A 19,976-nucleotide genomic window follows, 5' to 3' on the forward strand; every position below is an offset into this window, starting at 1 on the left:
ATCGATTTGGATCGGGGAGTGGATGCGATGAACCAACTGTCGATACCCCTTGCGCTTGTCGCAGTCGCACTGCTGCTGCTTCCGGGGAGGGCCGGTGCGGCGCGCCGACTGGCGGGAATTCGGGGGCTGCCGCACAAAGCTGTTCGCGGCGGCCGGGTTTCAGACTGTGCAGTCGATCCGCTGGGTGCGGCGGGCACGCTCGATCTCTTCGCGGCGTGCCTGCGGGCGGGCTTGCCCGCGGCGGCTGCGGCGGGTGCGGTGGCCGCGGGCGCACCGGAGCCGATGCGCGGCGTATTGCGCCGGGCCGCAGACCTTTTGCTGCTGGGGGCGGATCCGCTCACCGCGTGGGAGCAAGCGAGCGTGGGCTGTACCGACGAGACGGTGGGGGCGCTGGTGCGAATGGTCCGGCGGTCGGCGCGGTCGGGGGCGGGGCTCGCGGCCGGGGTCGGCGAGTTGGCGGAACAGCGGCGGGCCGCGGTCGAGGATGCCGCGGTCGCGCGGGCCGAACGGGCGGGGGTATTGATCAGCGGGCCGCTGGGGCTGTGTTTCCTGCCGGCGTTCGTGTGCCTGGGGATCGTGCCGGTGGTGATCGGCCTGGCCGGTCACGTGCTGGGCGACGGCCTGCTGTGACGGGCCATGGGTGTGCCGGTGCGGGACGGCCGCATCGGTGTGAGGACGGTGCGGAGCGTCCGCATCGTCGTGAGGAGGGGAGTGACTGTGCGATCCACTGTGCGGAACCTGGGGTGGGGCCTGCGGGCGCGGCTGCTGGCGGCCGCGGTGGGAGAGGAGGGGATGAGTACGGCCGAATACGCCATCGGCACGATCGCCGCGGCGGCGTTCGGGGCGGTGCTGTACGCGGTGGTGACCGGGGACAGCATCGTCAACGCCCTGACGAAGATCATCGACAAGGCGTTGAAGACCTCGGTCGGGTGATCCGGGACGCGCCGCGACCGGCCGGGGATCGGGGGATGGCCACGGTCGAGGCGGCCCTCGCGCTGGCGGCACTGGTCGCGGTGCTCGTGCTGGGTGCCGGGGTGGTGCTGGCGGCGTCGGCGCAGGTGCGCTGTGTCGACGCTGCCCGGGAGGCCGCGCGCCTGACGGCACGCGGTGACGAGGCGCGGGCGGTGCCGATCGCCCGGGAGGTGGCCCCGCCGGGAGCCGTGGTGACCGTGCGAACCGACCGTGACCTGGTGATCGCGGTGGTGACCGCACGGGCACCACTGCTCTCGGTGCCGCTGCGCGCCGAAGCGGTGGCGGCCCGCGAGCCCGAGGAGACGCGATGACCCGGCGAGGCCGCCCCGCGACCCGCGACACGCCCGAGCCGTGGCACTGTGTCGCAGATCCCGGCACACCGCGCCGCGGTCGCGGCGCGACGGTCTGTGACGATGCCGGTGGTGTGACGCTGACCGCATGTCTGGCCCTGGCGGCACTGCTGGCGATGACCCTGCTGATCGGCCAGGTAGGGGCGGCGGTGGTGGGCCGTCACCACGTCCAGTCGGCGGCGGATCTGGCCGCGCTGGCGGCGGCAGCGGCCCTCGACGGCGGTAACACCGCGGGCTGTGCCCGCGCCGAGACGATCGCCCGCCGCATGAATGTGCGAGTGCTCGATTGTGTGGTCGCCGACTGGGATGTGACAGTCACTGTCGAGATGCGTATGTCTCTCGGTCCACTGGGCGTTCGACCGGTTCGCGCCGCGGCGCGGGCGGGCCCGGCCGGCGATATCCCCTAGCGAAGTCCGATAACAACAACTCGTACCGAGCAGTCGGTTAGAAATGCGATGGCGCGGACCACACCGCGTGTCGATCAATACCGAATTCGGATGAAAGTGATAGGCGAATAGTTTGGATACCGATCACTTTCCAATTCGATCCTGAAGTCTGTTCTCAAAGAATGCACAGGTAAATGCGCTAGCGACATTATCGAACGGAGCAACCCCTCAGTTAACAGGATCACATCCCTCTTTATTCGACCAAGTGCCGCGTGTCGCACGACTCGTGCCGAAGCACTCGGAACGCCGCCCGATACCACCCAGCTGCCGGATCCCTACTGGTTGGTCGGATGTCGCCGCGGTGTCACTCCGGCGACGGCGGCATCACGGTTGGACCGCGCCCTCGTCACCATCCGCGAGCTCGCTCAGCACCGCGCCGAGCAGCCGCGCCGCACCGGCCTTGTCCAGCGGATTGTTGCCGTTTCCGCACTTGGGCGACTGTACACAGGACGGGCACCCGCTACTGCATCCGCAGGACCGGATGGCTGCGAGCGTCGCCGCCAGCCAGTGCCGCAGCCGGGCGAACCCGCGCTCGGCGAAGCCGGCCCCACCGGGATGCCCGTCATAGACGAACACCGTGGGCAGTCCGGTATCGGCGTGCTCGGCCGTGGACACACCGCCGATATCCCACCGGTCACAGGTCGCGACCAGCGGCAGCATGCCGATGGCGGCGTGTTCGGCCGCGTGCAGCGCCCCCGCCGCTTGCCGGGCGTCGATTCCCGCCCGCCGCAACAGCTCCGGCGTGACCGTATAGAACACGGCCCGCGTCGGCAGCGTCTGCGCGGGCATGTCCAGCGGCACCATGTCGAGCACCTCACCGCCGGCCAGCCTGCGCAGATACCCCACCACCTGCCGCGTCACGAACACCCGGCCCAGACCCGTGGTGACCTGCCCGTATGTCCGCTCCTCGGTGACCTCGTCGAGCTCGATCGAGGTGACCGCCCGCGCGCTGGTGGTCCACCCCGGCGTCTCCGCGCGCACCAGCGCGATGCCCTCGTCCAGGTCCAGCTCGTCGACCACGAAACTCTCGCCCTGATGCAGGTGCACGGCCCCTGGATGCAAGGTCGCCGGCGCCCGCCCGGCATCGGTGGTGCCCAGCATGCGCCCGGTTTCGCAGTCCACGATGGCGATGGCCGCACCGATGCCCCCGCGCACGTCCACCGCATCGTGCGGATGCGCGTCGGCGGTGGTGAACCACCGGGCCGAACCATCCCGTCCCGCCCCGGGTCGCCGCCGGATCATCCCCTGTCGCGCGAGCCCGGAAAGTAGTTCCCACGCACCGTATTCCAGTACTTCGGCATCGGTGAGCGGCTGTTCCATGGCCGCGCACAGCAGATGCGGCCCCAATACATAGGGATTGTGCGGATCGGTGATGCTGGCCTCCAGCGGTCGCCCGAGCAGCGCCTCCGGATGGTGCACGAGATAGGTGTCGAGCGGATCGTCACGGGCGATGAGCAGCACCAACGACCCCTGTGTCCGCCGCCCGGCGCGCCCGGCCTGCTGCCAGAACGAGGCCACCGTCCCGGGATATCCAGCCACCACGACGGCATCCAACCCGGCGATGTCGACCCCGAGTTCGAGCGCATTGGTGGTGGCGGCCCCGAGCAGCGCGCCTTCCGACAGCGCCGCCTCCAGTGCCCGCCGATCCTCCGCGAGATATCCGGACCGATAGGCCGCAACCCGTTCCGCCAGTTCGGCATCCACATCCGCCAGCAGCCGCCGTGTATCCATCGCGATGAGTTCGGCGCCGCGCCGCGACCGCACGAAGGTGAGCGTCCGTGCCCCTTCGGCCACGAGTTCGGCCATGACCTTGGCGGCTTCCGCTCCCGCCGACTTGCGTACGGCGGCACCGTTTTCCCCGGTCAGGCCCCCGCCGACGAGCGGTGGCTCCCACAGCGCCACGGTCCGCGCCCCCTGCGGCGAGCCGTCCTCGGTGACCGCGGTGCAGGGCGCCCCGATGAGTTTCGAGGCGGTGTGCGCCGGGTCGCTGGTGGTCGCCGAGCACAGCACGAACACCGGATCGGCCCCGTATCGCGCGGCCATGCGGCGCAGTCGCCGCAGCACCAGCGCCACGTGGGACCCGAAAACCCCTCTATATGTATGGCATTCGTCGACGACCACATAGCGCAGCTGTCGCAGTAGCCGTCCCCACCGCTCGTGTGAGCGCAGCAGGCCCAGGTGCAGCATGTCGGGATTGGTGAAAACCCAGCGCGAGTTGGACCGCACCCACTGCCGTATCTCCTGCGGTGTGTCTCCGTCGTAGGGCGCCGGGTGAATCCCGCGCAACGAATCGGCACCGGTCATCTCGGTGGCCATGCGCAACTGGTCCGCACCCAGCGCTTTGGTGGGCGACAGGTAGAGCGCGGTGGCCCGCGGATCCTCCCGCAGGGCTGTCAGCACCGGCATCTGATAGGCCAGAGACTTGCCCGAAGCGGTCCCCGTGCTGATTACGACATGCCCGCCACCTGCGGCGATATCCGCGGCGCGGGTCTGGTGGGCCCATGGCGCCTCGACCCCGGTGGCCTGCACCGCGGCGAGGACGTCGGGAGATATCCATTCGGGCCATTCCGTGACCTGGGCCGCTCGCGCAGGTAGCTCGCTGACGTGGGTGAGGCGGGGGTCACCGCTGCTGAAGCTGGTTAGGACACGATTCAGCAACGATTGGCCATAGCTCGGATCGCTGCCTATTTCAGACCGATCCGTCTGGTCTCCGGCTTTCACCGAACCGACACCTCGACACGCACTCCGGGTGCGAACGGTGTGTGCATCCGTCGCCCTACCTGCCATTTCACTGCAGAGTAGCGACCTGGCTCACACCCTGTTTGCCAGATGCTCGCTCTGTTATTCGGAAGCAAACCAACTTCGAGTACGGATTTGGGCATTACGCCCCTCACCTGCGCATTCGCAAGATCAACTTTTTTGCAAATTGTGGGTAACTCGGCTGTTGAATTGCGCGAAGACATGGTTCACTGGTTCCTGGTCGCAAGCTTCTGTGTTCGAGGGACGGATCCAAAGTCCAAACCATCAGCAGGATCGATGTTGCGAACGGTGTACTGGGTGCTTTCCTGCAGGGGGAACAGAGTACAGCGGTCGGAACGGACCCGGTGGATGAACCTACTTGTCCGCCGTTCCGGTATGGAAAGAGAAGGAACAGAATGGCACAGGGAACTGTGAAGTGGTTCAACGCGGAGAAGGGGTTCGGCTTCATCGCGCCCGAGGACGGCTCCGCTGACGTCTTCGTCCACTACTCCGAGATCCAGGGATCGGGCTTCCGCACCCTCGAGGAGAACCAGAAGGTCGAGTTCGAGGTCGGCCAGGGCACCAAGGGCCCGCAGGCCACTGGTGTTCGCGCGCTCTGATAGCGGGCCTACCCCATAGGGTTCCGTCCCCCATCGCCACCCGGCGGTGGGGGACGACCCATATCTGGACCCATTACACTCGATCACAACCCGGGGCCACATCGCCGCTGCGACCGAAGCGCAGGCATTGAACAGGGTATAAACGTTGCTGGCAGCGATATCAGTAGTCGCCGCCGCTTGCCCCAGCCGCGTATCGCGCGCACCAGCGCCGCGCGGATCTACAGGAAAGGTGTGTTCGCCGGTGGCAACACGAGACCGCGGTGCAGCGCCGAACTCAGCACCCGACCAGGGCCGTAACCTGCGTCGTCTCGTGATCGTGGAGTCGCCGACGAAGGCCAAGAAGATCGCCCCCTATCTGGGCCGCGGTTATGTCGTGGAGGCGTCGGTCGGTCATATTCGCGACCTGCCGCGCGGCGCGGCGGATGTGCCGGCGAAATATAAGGGACAGCAGTGGGCGCGGCTCGGCGTGGACGTCGATCACGACTTCGAGCCCATCTATGTGGTCAGCCCCGATAAGAAGGCCAAGGTCAGTGAGCTGAAGAGCCTGCTGGCCGACGCCGACGAGCTCTACCTCGCCACCGACCCCGACCGCGAGGGCGAGGCCATCGCGTGGCATCTGCTGGAGACGCTGAAGCCGAAGGTGCCGGTCCGGCGCATGGTGTTCCACGAGATCACCGAGCCCGCCATCCAGGCGGCGGCCCGCGACACGCGCGAACTGGACAAGGATTTGGTCGACGCGCAGGAGACGCGGCGCATCCTGGACCGGTTGTACGGCTACGAAGTGTCGCCGGTGCTGTGGAAGAAGGTCATGCCGCGCTTGTCGGCGGGCCGCGTGCAGTCGGTGGCGACGCGCGTCATCGTGCAGCGCGAGCGGGAGCGCATGGCGTTCCGGTCGGCGGAGTACTGGGATATCGCCGCGAAGCTGGATGCGGGCGGGTCCGAGGAGGGCGGGAATCCGCGGGTCTTCGGGGCGCGCCTGGTGCAGGTGGACGGGTCGCGTGTGGCGACCGGTCGCGATTTCGGGGCCGACGGGCAGCTCAAGACCGCCTCGGGCGTGGTCGTGCTGGATGCCGGGTACGCGCAGCGGCTTGCCGAATCCCTGCACAATGTGGATCTCACGGTCAGCTCGGTCGAATCCAAGCCGTACACGCGCAAGCCGTACGCGCCGTTCATGACCTCGACCCTGCAGCAGGAGGCGGCGCGCAAGCTGCGCTTCACCTCCGAGCGCACCATGCGGGTCGCGCAGCGGTTGTACGAGAACGGCTACATCACCTACATGCGTACCGACTCGACGACGCTGTCGCAGTCGGCGATCGACGCGGCGCGCGCGCAGGCGACGCAGCTGTACGGCGCGGAGTATGTGAGCCCGACGCCGCGGCAGTACAACCGCAAGGTCAAGAACGCGCAGGAGGCACACGAGGCCATTCGCCCCTCGGGTGACACCTTCCAGACGCCGGGACAGCTGCATTCGCGGCTGGACACCGATGAATTCCGTTTGTACGAACTGATCTGGCAGCGCACCGTGGCCTCGCAGATGGCGGACGCACGCGGTACCACGCTGACGGTGCGCATCACCGGTGTCGCGAATTCCGGTGAGGAGTGCGTGTTTTCGGCGTCGGGCCGGACCATCACCTTCGCGGGCTTCCTCAAGGCTTACGTGGAGAGTGTCGACGAGGAGGCGGGCGGCCAGTCCGATGACGCCGAATCGCGGCTGCCGGCGCTGACCGAGGGCCAGGGCGTCACCGCCATCGAGCTGGCGCCGGATGGGCACACCACCAATCCGCCGCCGCGGTTCACGGAAGCTTCGCTGGTCAAGGCGCTCGAAGAGCTCGGCATCGGCCGTCCTTCGACGTACGCCTCGATCATCAAGACGATTCTGGATCGCGGGTATGTGTACAAGCGCGGCAGCGCGCTGGTGCCGTCGTGGGTGGCGTTCGCGGTGATCGGCCTGCTGGAGGCGCATTTCGGGCGGCTGGTGGACTTCGACTTCACCGCGGCCATGGAAGACGATCTCGACGCCATCGCCGGTGGGCGCGAGCAGCGCGGAAACTGGTTGTCCTCCTTCTACTTCGGTGGCGATCACGGCGCCGACGGGTCGGTGGCGCGCTCGGGCGGTCTGAAGCGGATGGTCGGCGACAATCTCGACGGTATCGATGCGCGAGAAGTCAACTCCATCAAGCTGTTCAGCGATGACGAGGGTCGCGATGTGGTGGTGCGGGTCGGCAAGTTCGGGCCGTACCTGGAGCGCATGATTGTCAATCCCGATGACCCGCAAGGGGATCCGGTGTCGCAGCGGGCGAACCTGCCCGACGATCTGCCGCCGGACGAGCTGACCCCCGAGGTTGCGGAGAAGCTCTTCGCGACGCCGCAGGAAGGTCGCTCGCTGGGGGTGGATCCGGCGTCCGGGCACGAAATCGTCGCCAAGGAAGGGCGTTTCGGGCCGTACGTCACCGAAATCCTGCCGGAGCCGGCCGAGGAGCCGGAGGCCAAGAAGGGCGCGAAGAAGGCCGTCGCGCCCAAGCCGCGCACCGGATCGCTGTTCAAGTCCATGGATTTGGGGACGATCACGCTCGACGACGCGTTGAAGCTGCTGTCGCTGCCGCGCGTGGTGGGCGCCGATCCGGCCTCCGGTGACGAGATCACCGCGCAGAACGGGCGGTACGGGCCGTACCTCAAGAAGGGCACCGATTCGCGGTCGCTGACCAGTGAGGATCAGATCTTCACGGTCACGCTGGAGGAGGCGCTCAAGATCTACGCCGAGCCCAAGCGGCGTGGCGGGCAGGCGGCCAGTGCGCCGCCGCTGCGCGAACTGGGCGTGGATCCGGTGTCGGAGAAGCCGATGGTGATCAAGGACGGCCGGTTCGGTCCGTATGTCACCGACGGTGAGACCAACGCGTCGCTGCGCAAGGGCGACGAGGTGGAGTCGATCACCGACGAGCGGGCCTCGGAGCTGCTGGCGGATCGGCGGGCGCGCGGGCCGGTGAAGAAGGCCGCGAAGAAGACCGCCAAGAAGGCTGCGGCGAAGAAGACCGCGACCTCGGCGACGAAGGTGGTCAAGAAGGCGGCCGCGAAGAAGGCCGCGGCCAAGACCGCGGATGGGCTGGTGACCAAGAAGGCCGCCGCGAAGAAGACGACGGCCAAGAAGGCAGCGTCCGCCAAGTCCTGATCGGATCCCGCCGCGGGGTTCTTCCTGTCGGTGCGTTCCCGTAGCGTGTGAGCACGGGAAACGCACCAGCGGAAGGACTTTCGATGACCGATCGGGAGCGCGAGGATCTCATCGCGGGCATGGCCGATCAGCGCAGGCTGTTCGGTATCACGCTACGCGGCATCGACGATGACCAGGCTCGGCAGCGCACCACGGTCAGTGAACTCACTCTCGGTGGTCTGCTGCACCATCTGATCGCCACCGAACGGCATTGGACCACGGTGCTCGTCGAGCGCGACGAGAACTCGGAATTCGATGTGTCCGAAATGGATTCGGCGCATCGGATGGGTCCGGACGAGACCGTCGCGGGGCTGCTGGCCGAGTGGGCGGCGCTCGCCGAGCAGACCGAGAAGCTGATCCGCGAGATCGACAGCTTCGACACGCCCATCCCGATCCCGACCGCGCCGTGGGCGCCGGAGCGGCAGTGGTGGCCGGCGCGGCACATCTTCTACAACCTCTTCCGCGAATTCGCGCACCACAGCGGCCACGCCGACATCATTCGGGAGTCACTGGACGGGGCGAATACGACCCAGCAGCGCGTCTGACATTCGGCAATCCAATCAGCCGGGGGAGTGGGGGGCCGGCCCCCCGCCCGGGGGTCTGGGGGCTTGGAGCCCCAGGGAGATACAGACAGCTAGGGTGTACGACGTGGCGGGTGTCTTCGATCGACTGGTCGGCCAGGATGCGGTCGAGTCCGAACTGACCGCTGCCGCGGTGGCCGCGCGGGGCGGGGCGGGCTCGTCGTCGGCAATGACGCATTCGTGGTTGTTCACCGGGCCGCCCGGATCGGGTCGTTCGGTGGCCGCGCTGTGTTTCGCGGCGGCTCTCCAGTGCACGGATCCGGATCAGCCCGGGTGCGGGCGCTGTCACGCGTGCACGACCACCATGGCCGGAACCCACGGTGATGTGCGGCGCGTGGTGCCCGAGGGCTTGAGTATCGGCACCAAGGAGATGCGCGAGATCGTGCAGGTGGCCTCGCGGCGGCCGAGCACCGGGCGCTGGCAGGTCGTGGTCGTGGAGGATGCCGACCGCCTGACCGAGGCCGCCGGAAACGTCCTGCTCAAGGTGGTCGAAGAGCCGCCCGCGCGAACGGTTTTCCTGCTGTGCGCGCCCTCGGTGGATCCCGAGGACATTTCGATCACCCTGCGTTCGCGCTGCCGGCACGTGCACCTGACCTCCCCGTCGGTGGAGGCGGTGGCGAAGGTGCTGCGCGAGCGCGACGGCCTCGACGCCAAGACCGCGCAGTGGGCGGCCTCGATCAGTGGCGGTCACGTCGGCCGGGCCCGCCGCCTGGCCACCGACGACGACGCCCGCGCCCGCCGCAAGAAGGCCCTGGCCCTGGTCGCCGCGACGGCCCGCCCCGCAGCCGCCTACGCCGCCGCGGACGACCTGGTGAAAACCGCCGACGACGAGGCCAAACAGGTCAGCGCCGAACGCGACGAGAAGGAACGCGAAGAACTGGCCACGGCCCTCGGCGCGGGCGGCACCGGCAAGGGCGCCGCCTCCGCCACCCGCGGATCCGCCGGTGCGCTCAAAGAATTGGAGAAGCGCCAGAAGTCCCGCGCCACCCGTACCGGCCGCGACGCGCTGGACCGTGCCCTCATCGATGTCGCGGGCCTGTACCGCGACGCTCTGGCCGTCCGCTTCGGCGCGGCCACCCCCGACTCGACTTCCGGCGTGGCCCTCACCCACCCCGACATGGCCGACCAGATCCGCGAACTGGCCTCCGACATCCGCCCCGAGGGCCTGTTGCGCTGCATCCAAGCCGTCCTCGACTGCCGCGAAGCCCTCGACACGAACGTCAAACCCCGCTTCGCCGTCGCCGCCATGGCCGCCACCCTCATAGCGGCCCGCTCGAACACGTGACCGTGACCACCGGTTTTCGCGATCCGGGCGCGAGACGATAGACTCGCACCGCCGGAAGGCACGCCGCCTTAGCTCAGTCGGTAGAGCGCTTCACTCGTAATGAAAAGGTCGGGGGTTCGATTCCCCCAGGCGGCTCCACAAACTCCTTGGATTCAGGCTCGGCTCGTGTGCCGGGCCTTTTTCTTTTGGGTGTTGCCTCGGGTTGGGTTCGGGGTGCGGGGGAGTCTGGTTCGGGTGGGTGGGGGTTGTGCGGTCGGCTGCCTGGAAGATGGTGTGGGACTGGGTTATCCCTAGAAGCTGGCAGGGGTGTCGGATGGCTGATGGTTCGTCGTTTGCCGGGGGCGTGTTCGATTCGGTGGCGGAGGCGGTGGGGCGGACGCCGCTGGTGCGGTTGAATCGGGTGGTGGGGGACGTTCGGGCTACGGTTTTCGTGAAGCTCGAGTATTTGAATCCTGGTGGGAGCGTTAAGGATCGGGCGGCGGTGGGGATGCTGTTGGGGGCGGAGGAGGCGGGGGAGTTGCGGGCGGGTGGCACCGTCGTCGAGGCGAGTTCGGGGAATACCGGGCTGGGGTTGGCGGCGTTGGCGGCGGCGCGGGGGTATCGGAGTGTGGTGGTGGTGCCGGATCGGGTGAGCGCGGAGAAGATCGCGCTGCTGCGGGCATACGGGGCGGAGGTGCATTTGACGCCCGGGTTGCGGCCGGTCGGGCATCCGGAACATTTGCGGAGCGTGGCGTTGCGGCTCACCGAGGAGATTCCGGGGGCCTGGTTCGCGGGGCAGTACGACAATCCGGCCAATCCGGCGGCGCATCGGGGCACGACGGGGCCGGAGATCTGGGCGCAAACCGGTGGGCGGGTAACGCATTTCGTCGCGGGGATCGGGACCGGCGGGACGGTGACCGGGGCCGGCGAATATTTGAAGGAGGCGTCCGGGGGAGCGGTGCGGGTGATCGGGGCGGATCCGGAGACCTCGGTGTACGGCGGGGGTGATGGGCGGATCTGGTACGTCGAGGCGGTCGGGCACTTCCGGCATCCGGAGACGGAGCCGGATCTGTGGCCGGATTCCTATCATCCGGAGGTGGTGGATCGGGTCGAGAGCATTCCGGATGTGGAGGCGATCCGCGTGCTGCATCGGCTGGCGCGGGAGGAGGGGCTGTTGCTCGGGGGTTCGTCGGGGACGGCCATCGCGGCGGCCTTGCGCGTCGCGCGGGGGCTCGGGCCGGAGGCTGTGGTGGTGGTCGTGGCGCCGGACTCCGGGCGGGCCTATCTGTCGAAGTATTACAACGACGAATGGCTTGGCGCGCTGGGGTTTCCGTTGACAGCGCCCGCGGGCGGCGTGACCGTCGGCGAGGCGCTGGGTGATCCGAGCCGGCTCCCGCCGCCGGTGCACGTTCCGTCCGGTGCGACCGTCGGGGCGGCGAAGGGGCTGCTCGGTTCTCGCTCCGCACTGCCAGTGCTGTTGCAGCGCAAGGTAATCGGGCCTGCGGTGGTGGCGGAGGTGCTGGGGTCGGTCGAGGCGTCGCGACTGGCCGACGCGCCAGAGGCCGATGAGCTGGACGACCATCTGTCGGGTCCGCTGCCCGTGGTGGGCACCACCGAACCTCTCTCGCAGGCAATCGAGCGCACGACCGGGCATGTGGGACCGGTGCTGCTGGCGGATGCGGGCAGGGTGGTCGCCCTCGTCGACGCCGAGCGGATCGCGGCGGCCCATTCGGCATAGCTGCTCGAATGTGCCTGCTGCTATCCGGCTCGGTTCGAGCCCGCTGATCCGCTGGACAGGCCGGAGGAAAGGCTGGAGGAGCCGGTGCCGCCACCGGCGCTGCCGCTGCCGCCGCCATCGATGATCGACTTGCCGTCGAAGTCGGGGCCGGCCTGCACGCCGAGCAGGTCGAGCACGGTCGGCGTGATGTCGACCAGCGAGTTGGTGCTGTTGGTGACGCCGGCCTTGAAGGACGGGCCGCGCGCGATGAGGAAATTGGCTGTCTCGTCGGCGGATTGGCCGCCGTGGCCGCCGCCGGGCTTGTGGCCGTGGTCGGCGGTGACCAGGATGTTCCACTTCTCGTTGGGGTTGGCCTTGGCTCGGGCGTCGACGGCGGCGACGATCTTGCCGACCTCGGCGTCGATGCGCCGGATCGCCTCGAGGTACTCCTTCGAGGAGCCGCCGTGGCTGTGGCCGGCCTCGTCGATCTGATCGAGGTGGGTGAACAGGAAGTCCGGGCCGTCGTCGGTGATGGCCGCCGCGCTGGAATCGGCTGTGACAGCGTCGATCTTGGCTTCGGTCGGGTCGTCGGACTGGGCGGGGCTGGCGATGTTCACATCGGCGTGCGGGGTGTTGGAACCGGCGATGATGCTGATCGGTTTCCAGGTGACGATGGATTCGGTCCGGAGTTCGGGCTTGGCCTTTTCGAGCAGGGTGAAAGCGCTGGGGTACTTCTCGAAGGGTTTGGCGGTGAAGCTGTTGTTGTAGATTCCGTGCTTCGTGTCCCAGACGCCGGTCAGCACCGTGCTCCAGGACGGACCGGAGATGGTGGTGTGCGGTGCGATGGAGGTCTGCCCAAGGGTGCCCTCGGCGGCGAGCTTCAGCAGATTGGCCGCCCCGGCTTCCTGAATCTTCTTGTACATTGCCCCGTCCAGGCCGATGACCACCACTTTGTTGACGGTGGCAGCGGCGGATGCGGTTGTCGCGGTGACGGTTCCGGCGACTGTCGAGAGGGTGACGAAGGCGGCGGCGGTCAGGGCGGTGAAGGTATTTCCGTGTGGGAATTTCACGGTCTAGACCGTGCCAAGGACCGCCGTTCGCCGTCTAGATCTCCGAAACGGTGTTCACCGACGATTCATCGGCCGATCCGGAGCCGTTGTGTCACAGACAGATAGTGTCCGATTCACAGGTCCGGAATGCCCAATTCCAGGTTGGGGTGCTCGATTCCGCCGTCCACCTCGATGACCTTGCCCGTGATGTAGCCGCCCGCACGGGAACTCAGGTAGACGATGGCGGCCGCGATCTCCCAGGGTTCACCCAGGCGACCCAGCGGCGTCGCCGATTCCATGCGCGCCTTGATCTCCGGCTGCTGCGCGACGACCTCCAGCGCCGAGGTCAGCACGGAGCCGACGGCGATGGCGTTCACGCGGACTCGCGGGGACAGATCGGTGGCGGCCAGTCGCGTCCAATGTGCCAGTGCCGCTTTGGCGGTGCCGTAGGCGAGGAAGCCGCGACCGGCGGTGCGGCCCAGCATCGAGCTGATGTTCACCACCGAGCCGCCGTCGTTCTTCAGCATGTGCGGGACCGCGGCCTGAGTGAGGGCGTGCGCGGTGGAGACGTTGAATCGGAACGCCTCTTCGAGGAATTCGGGGGAGGTCGTCATGAAGGTGTTGGGCATGGTGCCGCCGACATTGTTGACCACGATGTCGATGCGGCCGAGCTCGGCGGCGGCCTGTTCGGCGAAGGCGCTCACCGCGGACAGATCCGACAGATCGCACGGGACGGTGACCGCGCGGCGGCCCAGCGCGCGGATCTTGCCGGCGACCTCGTCGAGCTGGGCGGCGGTGCGGGCGGCGAGGGCGACATCCGCACCGGCTTCGGCGAGGGCGAGCGCGGTGGCGGCGCCGATGCCGCGCCCGGCGCCGGTGACCAGGGCGACGCGGCCGTCGAGGCGGAAGGCGTCAAGGATCATGGAAATTCCTCCTTCGGAAACCGCCCGTGACGGCGGTCACGAGCAATATTTAAGAACAGGTTCTTAACTGTCAAGGAGGAGTTCTTTAGGCGCTGGTGAGCGGCTACCCTGCAAGCTGTGGCAGGGACAGCGGCGCGCGAGCGGATCATTCTCGCGGCGGAACGACTCATCGCGGAACGCGGGCAGACGGTGCCGCTGCGCGATATCGCGGCGGCGGCCGGACAGCGGAACAATTCCGCCATCCAGTACCACTTCGGCTCGCGCGACGGACTGATCGAGGCCGTCGTCGAGTACCGGCTGGCCACCCTGGAAGTCCGGCGGCTGGAAATACTTGCCGAACAATCGAATTCGAGGCCGCCGCAGCGCGTGCACGGGCTGCTGGAGGCCCTGGTCATCCCCATGTTCGAACTCGGATCACGGCACGGCGTACACCATTACGCGCGGTTTCTCGAACAGATCCACGCGCATCCCGCCGTCACCGACGCGGGCAATCTCGACAGTGCACAGCGCACTTCGGTGCGCGTGATCATGCGCGGGCTCGAAGGCGAACTCGGCGAGCTGCCGCCGCGACTGCGCCTGCGACGCTTGCGTGCTTTGCCCACAGTGCTTTTCGCGCTGCTCGCCGATCACGAGCGTGCGGTGGAGGCGGGCAAGGTCGCGGCCGGAGCTGTGGATGCCTGGGGAGAAATCATCGACATGCTTGCCGGGACACTCACCGCGCCGGTCGTCGAACGGGCGCCGGTGCGTTGAGACCGCTCTGGCAGCGCGCGGTCCACGCCGCTACCGTTGAGCGCGTGGACACCGCATCGGCGCCTGTGCGCGAACCCTCTGCCCGGCCGCGGTGGCTGACCGCGGGGTTGCCGTTGCTCGCGGGCGGCGCGATGGCCGGAGCCATGGCGCTGCTGCATTTCCGGGATCCGCACGTGGAGGGGTCCTACGGGGTGTGCCCGTTCTACGAGCTGACCGGGTACTGGTGCCCGGGCTGCGGCGGGTTGCGGGGCATGCACAACCTCACCGACGGGCGGATTCTGGACGCCATCCACAGCAATCTGCTGCTGCTTCCGCTGCTGGTGGGTTTCTTTGCGTGGTGGGGGAATTGGATGATCAAGGGCTTGCGCGGGCAGATGCCGCCGCCGCTGCCGCGCATCCTGCCGCAGGCGGCGCTATGGGTAACCGGGATATTGCTGGTGGCGTTCACGGTGCTGCGGAACACGCCGTACGGAACCTGGCTCGCGCCGGTGTGAGCCCTGCGGCGTGCCTGTCCGGATGATCGTGTGGCGGCGGGGCATGCTCTGGATATGAGTGATTCGCTGAAGGAACGAGTACGCGCGAAACTGATCCGGCAGCTGGAAGAAGACGGACCGGACCCCGAACAGGACGATGTACGCCGGGTTTCCGTCCAGGACGATCTTGACATCCTGAACGTGGTCGCGGACGACGACCCTTTCGTCGAAGAACTCGCCGCCCGCTACCTCGTGTTTTAGAACGCGCAGGGCGCCGCGCCCTCGTTACCGCTGCCGAAGGGCCGGGTCTCCGGCACCGGATTCCAATGTCCTTCGGTGCGGGCGTAATTCCAGGCCGGGCCCTTGTCGACGAGGGTGGCGACGGCCTCGATCAGGCGGTCCACCTCGGCGGCGGTGGTGCCGAGGCCGATGCTGGCGCGCAGGGCCGCGTCGACGCCGAGGCGTGACAGCAGCGGGTGTGCGCAGAAGCGGCCGTCGCGCACGCCGATGCCGTGCTCGGCGGAGAGGTAGGCCGCGACCTGGCCGGGTTCGAAGCCGTCGACGGTGAAGGCGACAATGCCGACGGCGTCGGTGCTGTCCCGCCAGATGCGCAGAAAGCGCACTCCCGGAACGGTTTTCAGGCCGTAGCGCAGGCGATGGGTGAGGTACTGCTCATGCTCGATGGCCGTGGTGGCGTCGAGTTCGGCGAGCGCGTCGCAGGCGGCGGCCAGTGCCGCCACGCCGAGGACGTTCGGTGATCCGGCCTCGTGCCGTTGCGGGGCGGGCGCCCACTCCACGCTGTCGGTGGTGACGGAGCGGACCGCGCCGCCGCCGGCCAGATACGGTTCGGCGGCGTCGAGCCAGTCGCGGCGGCCGACCAGCACGCCCGCGCCGAAGGGCGCGTACGTCTTGTGACCGGAGAAGACCAGGTAGTCGATGCCGCTGGTGCGCAGATCGATCCGGCGGTGCGGGGCCAGCTGGGCGGCGTCGACGAGGATGCGGGTGCCGCACTGGTGCGCGATCCAGGCCAGGCGCTCCAGCGGCAGCAGTTCACCGGTGACATTGGAGGCGCCCGTAACCGCAAGCAGCGCAGCGGGTTTGGCGCACAGTTCGGCGACCAGCCGCTGGATGGTCTCCTCGATGGTGTCGGCGACCGGGACCACGCGGCGGCCGCGCTGCTGCCAGGGCAGGAAGTTGGCGTGGTGTTCCACGTCGAGGACCACGGTGTCGCCGGGCACGCACCCGGCGAGCAGGTTGAGCGAGTCGGTGGTGTTGCGGGTGAAGACGACGACCTGGTCGTCGGCGGCGTTGAGGAAGCGGGCGACGGAACCGCGGGCCGATTCGTAGCAGTCGGTGGAGATGCGCGAGGCGTAGCCGGCGCCCCGGTGCACGCTGGCGTAGAACGGCAGCAGCTCCTGGATGCGGTCGGTGACCTGGGTCAATGCCGGTGCGCTGGCGGCGTAGTCGAAGTTGGCGTAGGTGATGGTGCCGCCCTGGACGAGGGGGACCTGGAGGTCGCGGCCGGACACCTCGGCGAGGGCGGCACAGCTCTGGTCGGCGAAAGCAGTCATCACGAAATCCCGTCGGATAAGGGACGCGCGATCAGAAAGTGAGTGATCGAGTGTCCGCGCTTGCCGTTCCCAAGTCGGGATACGGCCGGGTCGTCACCCGGAGCACCCCACCGCGGAGGAGGGTTGCCGACCAGCTAGCCGGGGCTTTGCACTGGCACTCATGACCTGGTTTCAGAGGCTGGCAGACGGGCGGGGATCTTGTCAACCCCGCCGCGAAAATCATCCGAAAGTTGGATCCGGTCGGCCGCAAAGTACGTTTCGCGGGATTGTTGCTGTAGCTAACCTTGTCACTAGAAGTTAGGGTAGCCATAGTTGGGCGCCCGAGAGGTGAAAGAGGTTGCTCATGCTGGACATCGACACGCCGTTCTCGACGCTCATCCGCACCGCGACCGAGCAGCAGCACAACGAGGCGGAACACTCCACATTCATGCGCGATCTGCTCACCGGGAAGCTCGGTGTCCAGGCTTTCTACCGCTACACCTCGCAGCTGTGGTTCGTCTACGACGCGCTGGAGAAGCACTCCGCGCAGCTCGCTCAGGACCCCGTCGCCGGGCCGTTCGTCCGGTCGGAACTCGATCGGCTCGCCGCTCTCGAACTCGACCTCGCCTACCTCGGCGGACCGAACTGGCGCGACGAATTGTCCGCACTGCCTTCGACTTCCGCGTACGCCGCCCGGATCGAGGAGTGTGCGCGCACCTTCCCGGCCGGGTACATCGCGCATCACTACACCCGCTACCTCGGCGATCTCTCGGGCGGCCAGGTCATTCGCGGGACCGCCGAGAAGCTGTGGGATCTGCCCAAGAAGGGCGACGGCGTGCGGTTCTACGTCTTCGACGGCATCTCGAATCCGGCCGCGTTCAAACGCGAATACCGCGAGAGCCTGGACCGGCTGCCCCTCGCCGGGGACGATGTGGAGCGCGTGCTGGACGAGGCGCGACTCGCATTCACCATGAATACCAACCTGTTCCAGGAACTGGGTGCGGAGTTCAGCGCGCGAAACTGAATTCTGGACGCGCCCGGAGGGGCCGCCGGCCGGTTTTCATCATCAGGTCCGGTCGGCGGGTTCTTCCCTCCCGAATGTCGGTGGGCTGTGCTGTCATTGACGGATGAGCATGGCGCTGCTGTTGAGCTTCATCGGGCTGTGCGTGCTGCTGTCCATCACGCCGGGGCCGGATTCCTTTCTGGTGCTGCGGTTTTCGATGGCCGGGCCGCGTCCCGCCATTGCCGCGGCAGTGGGGTCGGCGCTGGGTGGGATCGTGTGGGCGGTGGTTGTCGCCGCGGGGGTGGCGGCGCTGCTGGAGCAGTCGGCCACGGCCTATCGCGCGCTGAAGGTGATCGGCGGAATCTACCTGGTGTACTTGGGGATTCGCGCGCTGCTGGCGCATCGGCGGGGGAAGGCCGCGGGGGCGGATGAACTCGCGGCGCGCACGGCCCGGGAGAAGGCGAACTCGGTTCGCTCGGCATTCGCTGCCGGATTGCTATCGTGCGTTTTCAATCCGAAGGTGGGGTTGTTCTACCTCGCCGTGCTGCCGCAGTTCCTGACCGAGGTGACCTTCGCGAACACGCTGACGCTCGGGGCGATCGAATCCACCATTGCCGCAATCGAAATGGTGCTGCTGGCGCTGGCGGCGTCCCGGGCGGTGGCGCTGCTGCAACGGCCCGCGGTGCGGGATCGGCTGGAACAGCTCAGCGCGGCGATTCTGGCGGCGCTGGGTATCGGCACCGCGGCATCGGCGAGCTGACCTGATCCGGCCGGGATGCGACCCGGCGGGAATCAGTCGGAGATCTCGGCGTGGTGGTAGGCGCCGTTGTAGTAGACGAGCGGGCCGACGGCCGGGGAATCCTGGGTGTTGTCGTGCACCCGCGTGACCAGGCCGACCACTAGCGTGTGATCGCCGATCGGCAGCAGCTTGTAGACGGTGGCGCGCACCCAGATGGGGGTGCCGTGCAGGACCGGTTCGCCGGTGTCGAGTGCGGTCCACAGTGAGCGGTCGCTGAAGCGTTCGGCGGCGTCCCGGCTGAAGCGCTGGGCCAGGTGCTTCTGGTGTTCACCGAGGAAGTGCACGACCAGGGATTCGGACCGCAGCATGGCCTCGATGCTGGAGGAGGTGTGCGCGATATTGAACGAGATGAGCGGGGGTTCCGCGGAGAGCGAGGCGAACGAGGTGGCGGTGAAACCGATCGGGCCGTTCCCGGAGTTCAGCGTGACGATGGTGACGCCCGCCGGGTAATGCCGCATGGCGGCGCGATACTGCTGCGCGGTGATGCCGCTCAGGTCATCGGGCACATGTAGCTCGGCGCCGGATGTCTCGGAATCAGTCACGCAACGAACCTACGTGCTGCGGCGCCCGAATATTCCGGGCTGTGCGAAATATCGCGTGGACCGGCGGCTCAGTCCACGTCGATGGCCAGGCCCGCGGTGATCCGGACCAGCTCGCCGAAGGTGGTGCGGAACAGGGTGTTCGGGTGGCCGCCCGCGGCCCACAGTTCCGGATGACGGGACAGGGCGTTGTCGACGAAGGTGGGCAGGTTGGTGGGGTGGCCGACCGGGGCCACGCCGCCGACCGGCTGCCCGGTCACCTCGCGCACCATGGCGGCGGGGGCCCGGGTGAGAGCGCCTTCCAGGCGTTCGCTGGTGCGGGGCAGGTGCACCTGGTGGGCGCCGGAGACCAGCAGCAGGATCGGGTCGTCGTCGAGTAGGAAGACCAGGGATTTGGTGATGGCTCCGACGTCCACGCCCAGGGCGCGGGCGGCGTCGGCGGCGGTGTGGGTGGGTTGCGGCTGAGTGACGATCACCCCGTGATGGCCGCGCTGGATCAGGGTGTCGGAGACCTTCGTCGCGATCGGCGGCAGCAGGGACCTGCGCATGGCACCAAGGGTAGAGCGATTGCGGTACATGTGCCGGGTTTCAGTATTCGGGGTAGCCCTCCTCCGGACCGAGCATCCGGGCGATTCGGGCACGGGTGATTCTGGCGAGCTCGGTGATCGTGTGCTCCGAAACGTTTTCGTGGGCACAGGAATCGAAGACTCGTTCCAGATCGGTGGGGGATAAAGCGTGCAATTCGGCTGCGGCCGCGGTGTGCAGTGCGGCGTGGCCGGGGTAGGGCCTGCCGTCCGCGATCTTGTGCGCCCAGGTGACATTGCAGCAGCACTCGAAAAGCGCGTGGATGGCGCGCGGGCGAGAGAGGGAATTGAAGCGGTCGAGGCCGATTCCGTGGTGCATCAACATCGGAACCTCCACACGGGGAGAGCATCTTGTGGACGCATCAATCGTCCGTCCGGTGACCGATCGGGAACCAGTGCGGCGCAGCAGATT

21 protein-coding genes, 1 tRNA gene and 1 riboswitch are annotated in these 19,976 nt (G+C 67.9%); of the genes, 15 read left to right on the top strand and 7 right to left on the bottom strand.

Annotation, left to right across the window (positions count from 1 at the left end; all coding sequences use genetic code 11):
* Positions 1–27: 27 nt before the first annotated feature.
* The 4 genes from H0264_RS03190 (at position 28) to H0264_RS03205 (ending at position 1,729) form a co-directional block, all read left to right on the top strand.
* Positions 28–630, top strand: coding sequence for a type II secretion system F family protein (locus tag H0264_RS03190; RefSeq protein WP_181582572.1), 603 nt, complete (start codon positions 28–30; stop codon positions 628–630).
* Between the two features lie 99 nt (positions 631–729).
* Positions 730–933 carry a DUF4244 domain-containing protein gene (locus H0264_RS03195; protein ID WP_231087216.1) on the top strand — a complete coding sequence of 68 codons (204 nt, stop codon included), beginning with the start codon at positions 730–732 and terminating at the stop codon, positions 931–933.
* Between the two features lie 35 nt (positions 934–968).
* Positions 969–1,283: a TadE family type IV pilus minor pilin gene (locus H0264_RS03200; protein ID WP_181582574.1), complete on the top strand. Its 315-nt coding sequence runs from the start codon at positions 969–971 to the stop codon at positions 1,281–1,283.
* Complete coding sequence (locus tag H0264_RS03205) at positions 1,280–1,729, top strand: Rv3654c family TadE-like protein (protein ID WP_181582575.1); 450 nt, start codon at positions 1,280–1,282, stop codon at positions 1,727–1,729. Before H0264_RS03200 ends, H0264_RS03205 begins: the two co-directional genes overlap by 4 nt.
* A gap of 363 nt (positions 1,730–2,092) precedes the next feature.
* Here H0264_RS03205 and H0264_RS03210 read toward each other — a convergent pair whose 3' ends face one another.
* Complete coding sequence (locus H0264_RS03210) at positions 2,093–4,426, bottom strand: DEAD/DEAH box helicase (RefSeq protein WP_231083911.1); 2,334 nt, start codon at positions 4,424–4,426, stop codon at positions 2,093–2,095.
* 497 nt (positions 4,427–4,923) lie between these two features.
* Here H0264_RS03210 and H0264_RS03215 point away from each other — a divergent pair, with 497 nt between their 5' ends.
* The 6 genes from H0264_RS03215 to H0264_RS03240 all read left to right on the top strand — a co-directional run bounded on the left by H0264_RS03215 (position 4,924) and on the right by H0264_RS03240 (position 11,915).
* Positions 4,924–5,127: a cold-shock protein gene (locus H0264_RS03215; protein ID WP_029925108.1), complete on the top strand. Its 204-nt coding sequence runs from the start codon at positions 4,924–4,926 to the stop codon at positions 5,125–5,127.
* Between the two features lie 298 nt (positions 5,128–5,425).
* Complete coding sequence (gene topA, locus H0264_RS03220; protein WP_476703695.1) at positions 5,426–8,293, top strand: type I DNA topoisomerase; 2,868 nt, start codon at positions 5,426–5,428, stop codon at positions 8,291–8,293.
* Between the two features lie 83 nt (positions 8,294–8,376).
* Entirely contained in the window at positions 8,377–8,877 is a 501-nt protein-coding gene (locus tag H0264_RS03225) for a mycothiol transferase (protein ID WP_181582578.1), read from the top strand.
* A 103-nt stretch (positions 8,878–8,980) separates the two neighbouring features.
* Positions 8,981–10,198 (top strand): DNA polymerase III subunit delta', encoded by a 1,218-nt coding sequence (locus H0264_RS03230; protein WP_181582579.1) that lies wholly within the window; start codon positions 8,981–8,983, stop codon positions 10,196–10,198.
* A 62-nt stretch (positions 10,199–10,260) separates the two neighbouring features.
* Positions 10,261–10,336: transfer RNA gene (locus H0264_RS03235), tRNA-Thr, on the top strand.
* Between the two features lie 175 nt (positions 10,337–10,511).
* Entirely contained in the window at positions 10,512–11,915 is a 1,404-nt protein-coding gene (locus tag H0264_RS03240) for a PLP-dependent cysteine synthase family protein (RefSeq protein WP_181582580.1), read from the top strand.
* A gap of 20 nt (positions 11,916–11,935) precedes the next feature.
* Here the strand turns inward: H0264_RS03240 and H0264_RS03245 are convergent, their stop codons facing one another.
* The gene (locus tag H0264_RS03245) at positions 11,936–12,964 is read right to left on the bottom strand and encodes an alkaline phosphatase family protein (RefSeq protein ID WP_231083913.1); all 1,029 of its coding nucleotides are present in this window, start codon (positions 12,962–12,964) and stop codon (positions 11,936–11,938) included.
* A 113-nt stretch (positions 12,965–13,077) separates the two neighbouring features.
* The gene (locus H0264_RS03250) at positions 13,078–13,866 is read right to left on the bottom strand and encodes an SDR family oxidoreductase (RefSeq protein ID WP_181582581.1); all 789 of its coding nucleotides are present in this window, start codon (positions 13,864–13,866) and stop codon (positions 13,078–13,080) included.
* Positions 13,867–13,983: 117 nt separating this feature from the next.
* Between H0264_RS03250 and H0264_RS03255 the strand changes: the two genes are divergently transcribed.
* Genes H0264_RS03255 through H0264_RS03265 form a run of 3 tightly spaced genes read left to right on the top strand, consistent with a single transcriptional unit; the run spans position 13,984 to position 15,350 of the window.
* Positions 13,984–14,616, top strand: coding sequence for a TetR/AcrR family transcriptional regulator (locus H0264_RS03255; protein WP_181582582.1), 633 nt, complete (start codon positions 13,984–13,986; stop codon positions 14,614–14,616).
* 44 nt (positions 14,617–14,660) lie between these two features.
* Positions 14,661–15,110 carry a DUF2752 domain-containing protein gene (locus H0264_RS03260; RefSeq protein WP_231083914.1) on the top strand — a complete coding sequence of 150 codons (450 nt, stop codon included), beginning with the start codon at positions 14,661–14,663 and terminating at the stop codon, positions 15,108–15,110.
* Positions 15,111–15,164: 54 nt separating this feature from the next.
* The gene (locus H0264_RS03265; protein WP_181582583.1) at positions 15,165–15,350 is read left to right on the top strand and encodes a hypothetical protein; all 186 of its coding nucleotides are present in this window, start codon (positions 15,165–15,167) and stop codon (positions 15,348–15,350) included.
* Here H0264_RS03265 and H0264_RS03270 read toward each other — a convergent pair.
* Entirely contained in the window at positions 15,347–16,660 is a 1,314-nt protein-coding gene (locus tag H0264_RS03270) for an aminotransferase class V-fold PLP-dependent enzyme (protein ID WP_181582584.1), read from the bottom strand. The two genes, H0264_RS03265 and H0264_RS03270, sit on opposite strands and share 4 nt — an antisense overlap.
* Before the next feature lie 51 nt (positions 16,661–16,711).
* Positions 16,712–16,826: riboswitch (SAM riboswitch) on the bottom strand.
* Positions 16,827–17,003: 177 nt separating this feature from the next.
* Between H0264_RS03270 and H0264_RS03275 the strand changes: the two genes are divergently transcribed.
* Both H0264_RS03275 and H0264_RS03280 read left to right on the top strand, forming a co-directional pair.
* Positions 17,004–17,663 (top strand): biliverdin-producing heme oxygenase, encoded by a 660-nt coding sequence (locus tag H0264_RS03275; RefSeq protein ID WP_181582585.1) that lies wholly within the window; start codon positions 17,004–17,006, stop codon positions 17,661–17,663.
* A 103-nt stretch (positions 17,664–17,766) separates the two neighbouring features.
* Complete coding sequence (locus H0264_RS03280; protein WP_181582586.1) at positions 17,767–18,402, top strand: LysE family translocator; 636 nt, start codon at positions 17,767–17,769, stop codon at positions 18,400–18,402.
* Positions 18,403–18,434: 32 nt separating this feature from the next.
* Here H0264_RS03280 and H0264_RS03285 read toward each other — a convergent pair whose 3' ends face one another.
* From H0264_RS03285 to H0264_RS03295, 3 genes are all read right to left on the bottom strand, one after another.
* Positions 18,435–18,899 carry a flavin reductase family protein gene (locus H0264_RS03285; protein WP_181585258.1) on the bottom strand — a complete coding sequence of 155 codons (465 nt, stop codon included), beginning with the start codon at positions 18,897–18,899 and terminating at the stop codon, positions 18,435–18,437.
* 152 nt (positions 18,900–19,051) lie between these two features.
* Positions 19,052–19,528, bottom strand: coding sequence for a YbaK/EbsC family protein (locus H0264_RS03290; RefSeq protein WP_181582587.1), 477 nt, complete (start codon positions 19,526–19,528; stop codon positions 19,052–19,054).
* A 40-nt stretch (positions 19,529–19,568) separates the two neighbouring features.
* Complete coding sequence (locus tag H0264_RS03295; protein ID WP_181582588.1) at positions 19,569–19,889, bottom strand: 2-oxo-4-hydroxy-4-carboxy-5-ureidoimidazoline decarboxylase; 321 nt, start codon at positions 19,887–19,889, stop codon at positions 19,569–19,571.
* Between the last annotated feature and the right edge of the window lie 87 nt (positions 19,890–19,976).

Origin of the sequence: Nocardia huaxiensis (assembly GCF_013744875.1) — a bacterium.
In the GTDB taxonomy this organism is placed as follows: Bacteria; Actinomycetota; Actinomycetes; order Mycobacteriales; family Mycobacteriaceae; genus Nocardia; species Nocardia huaxiensis.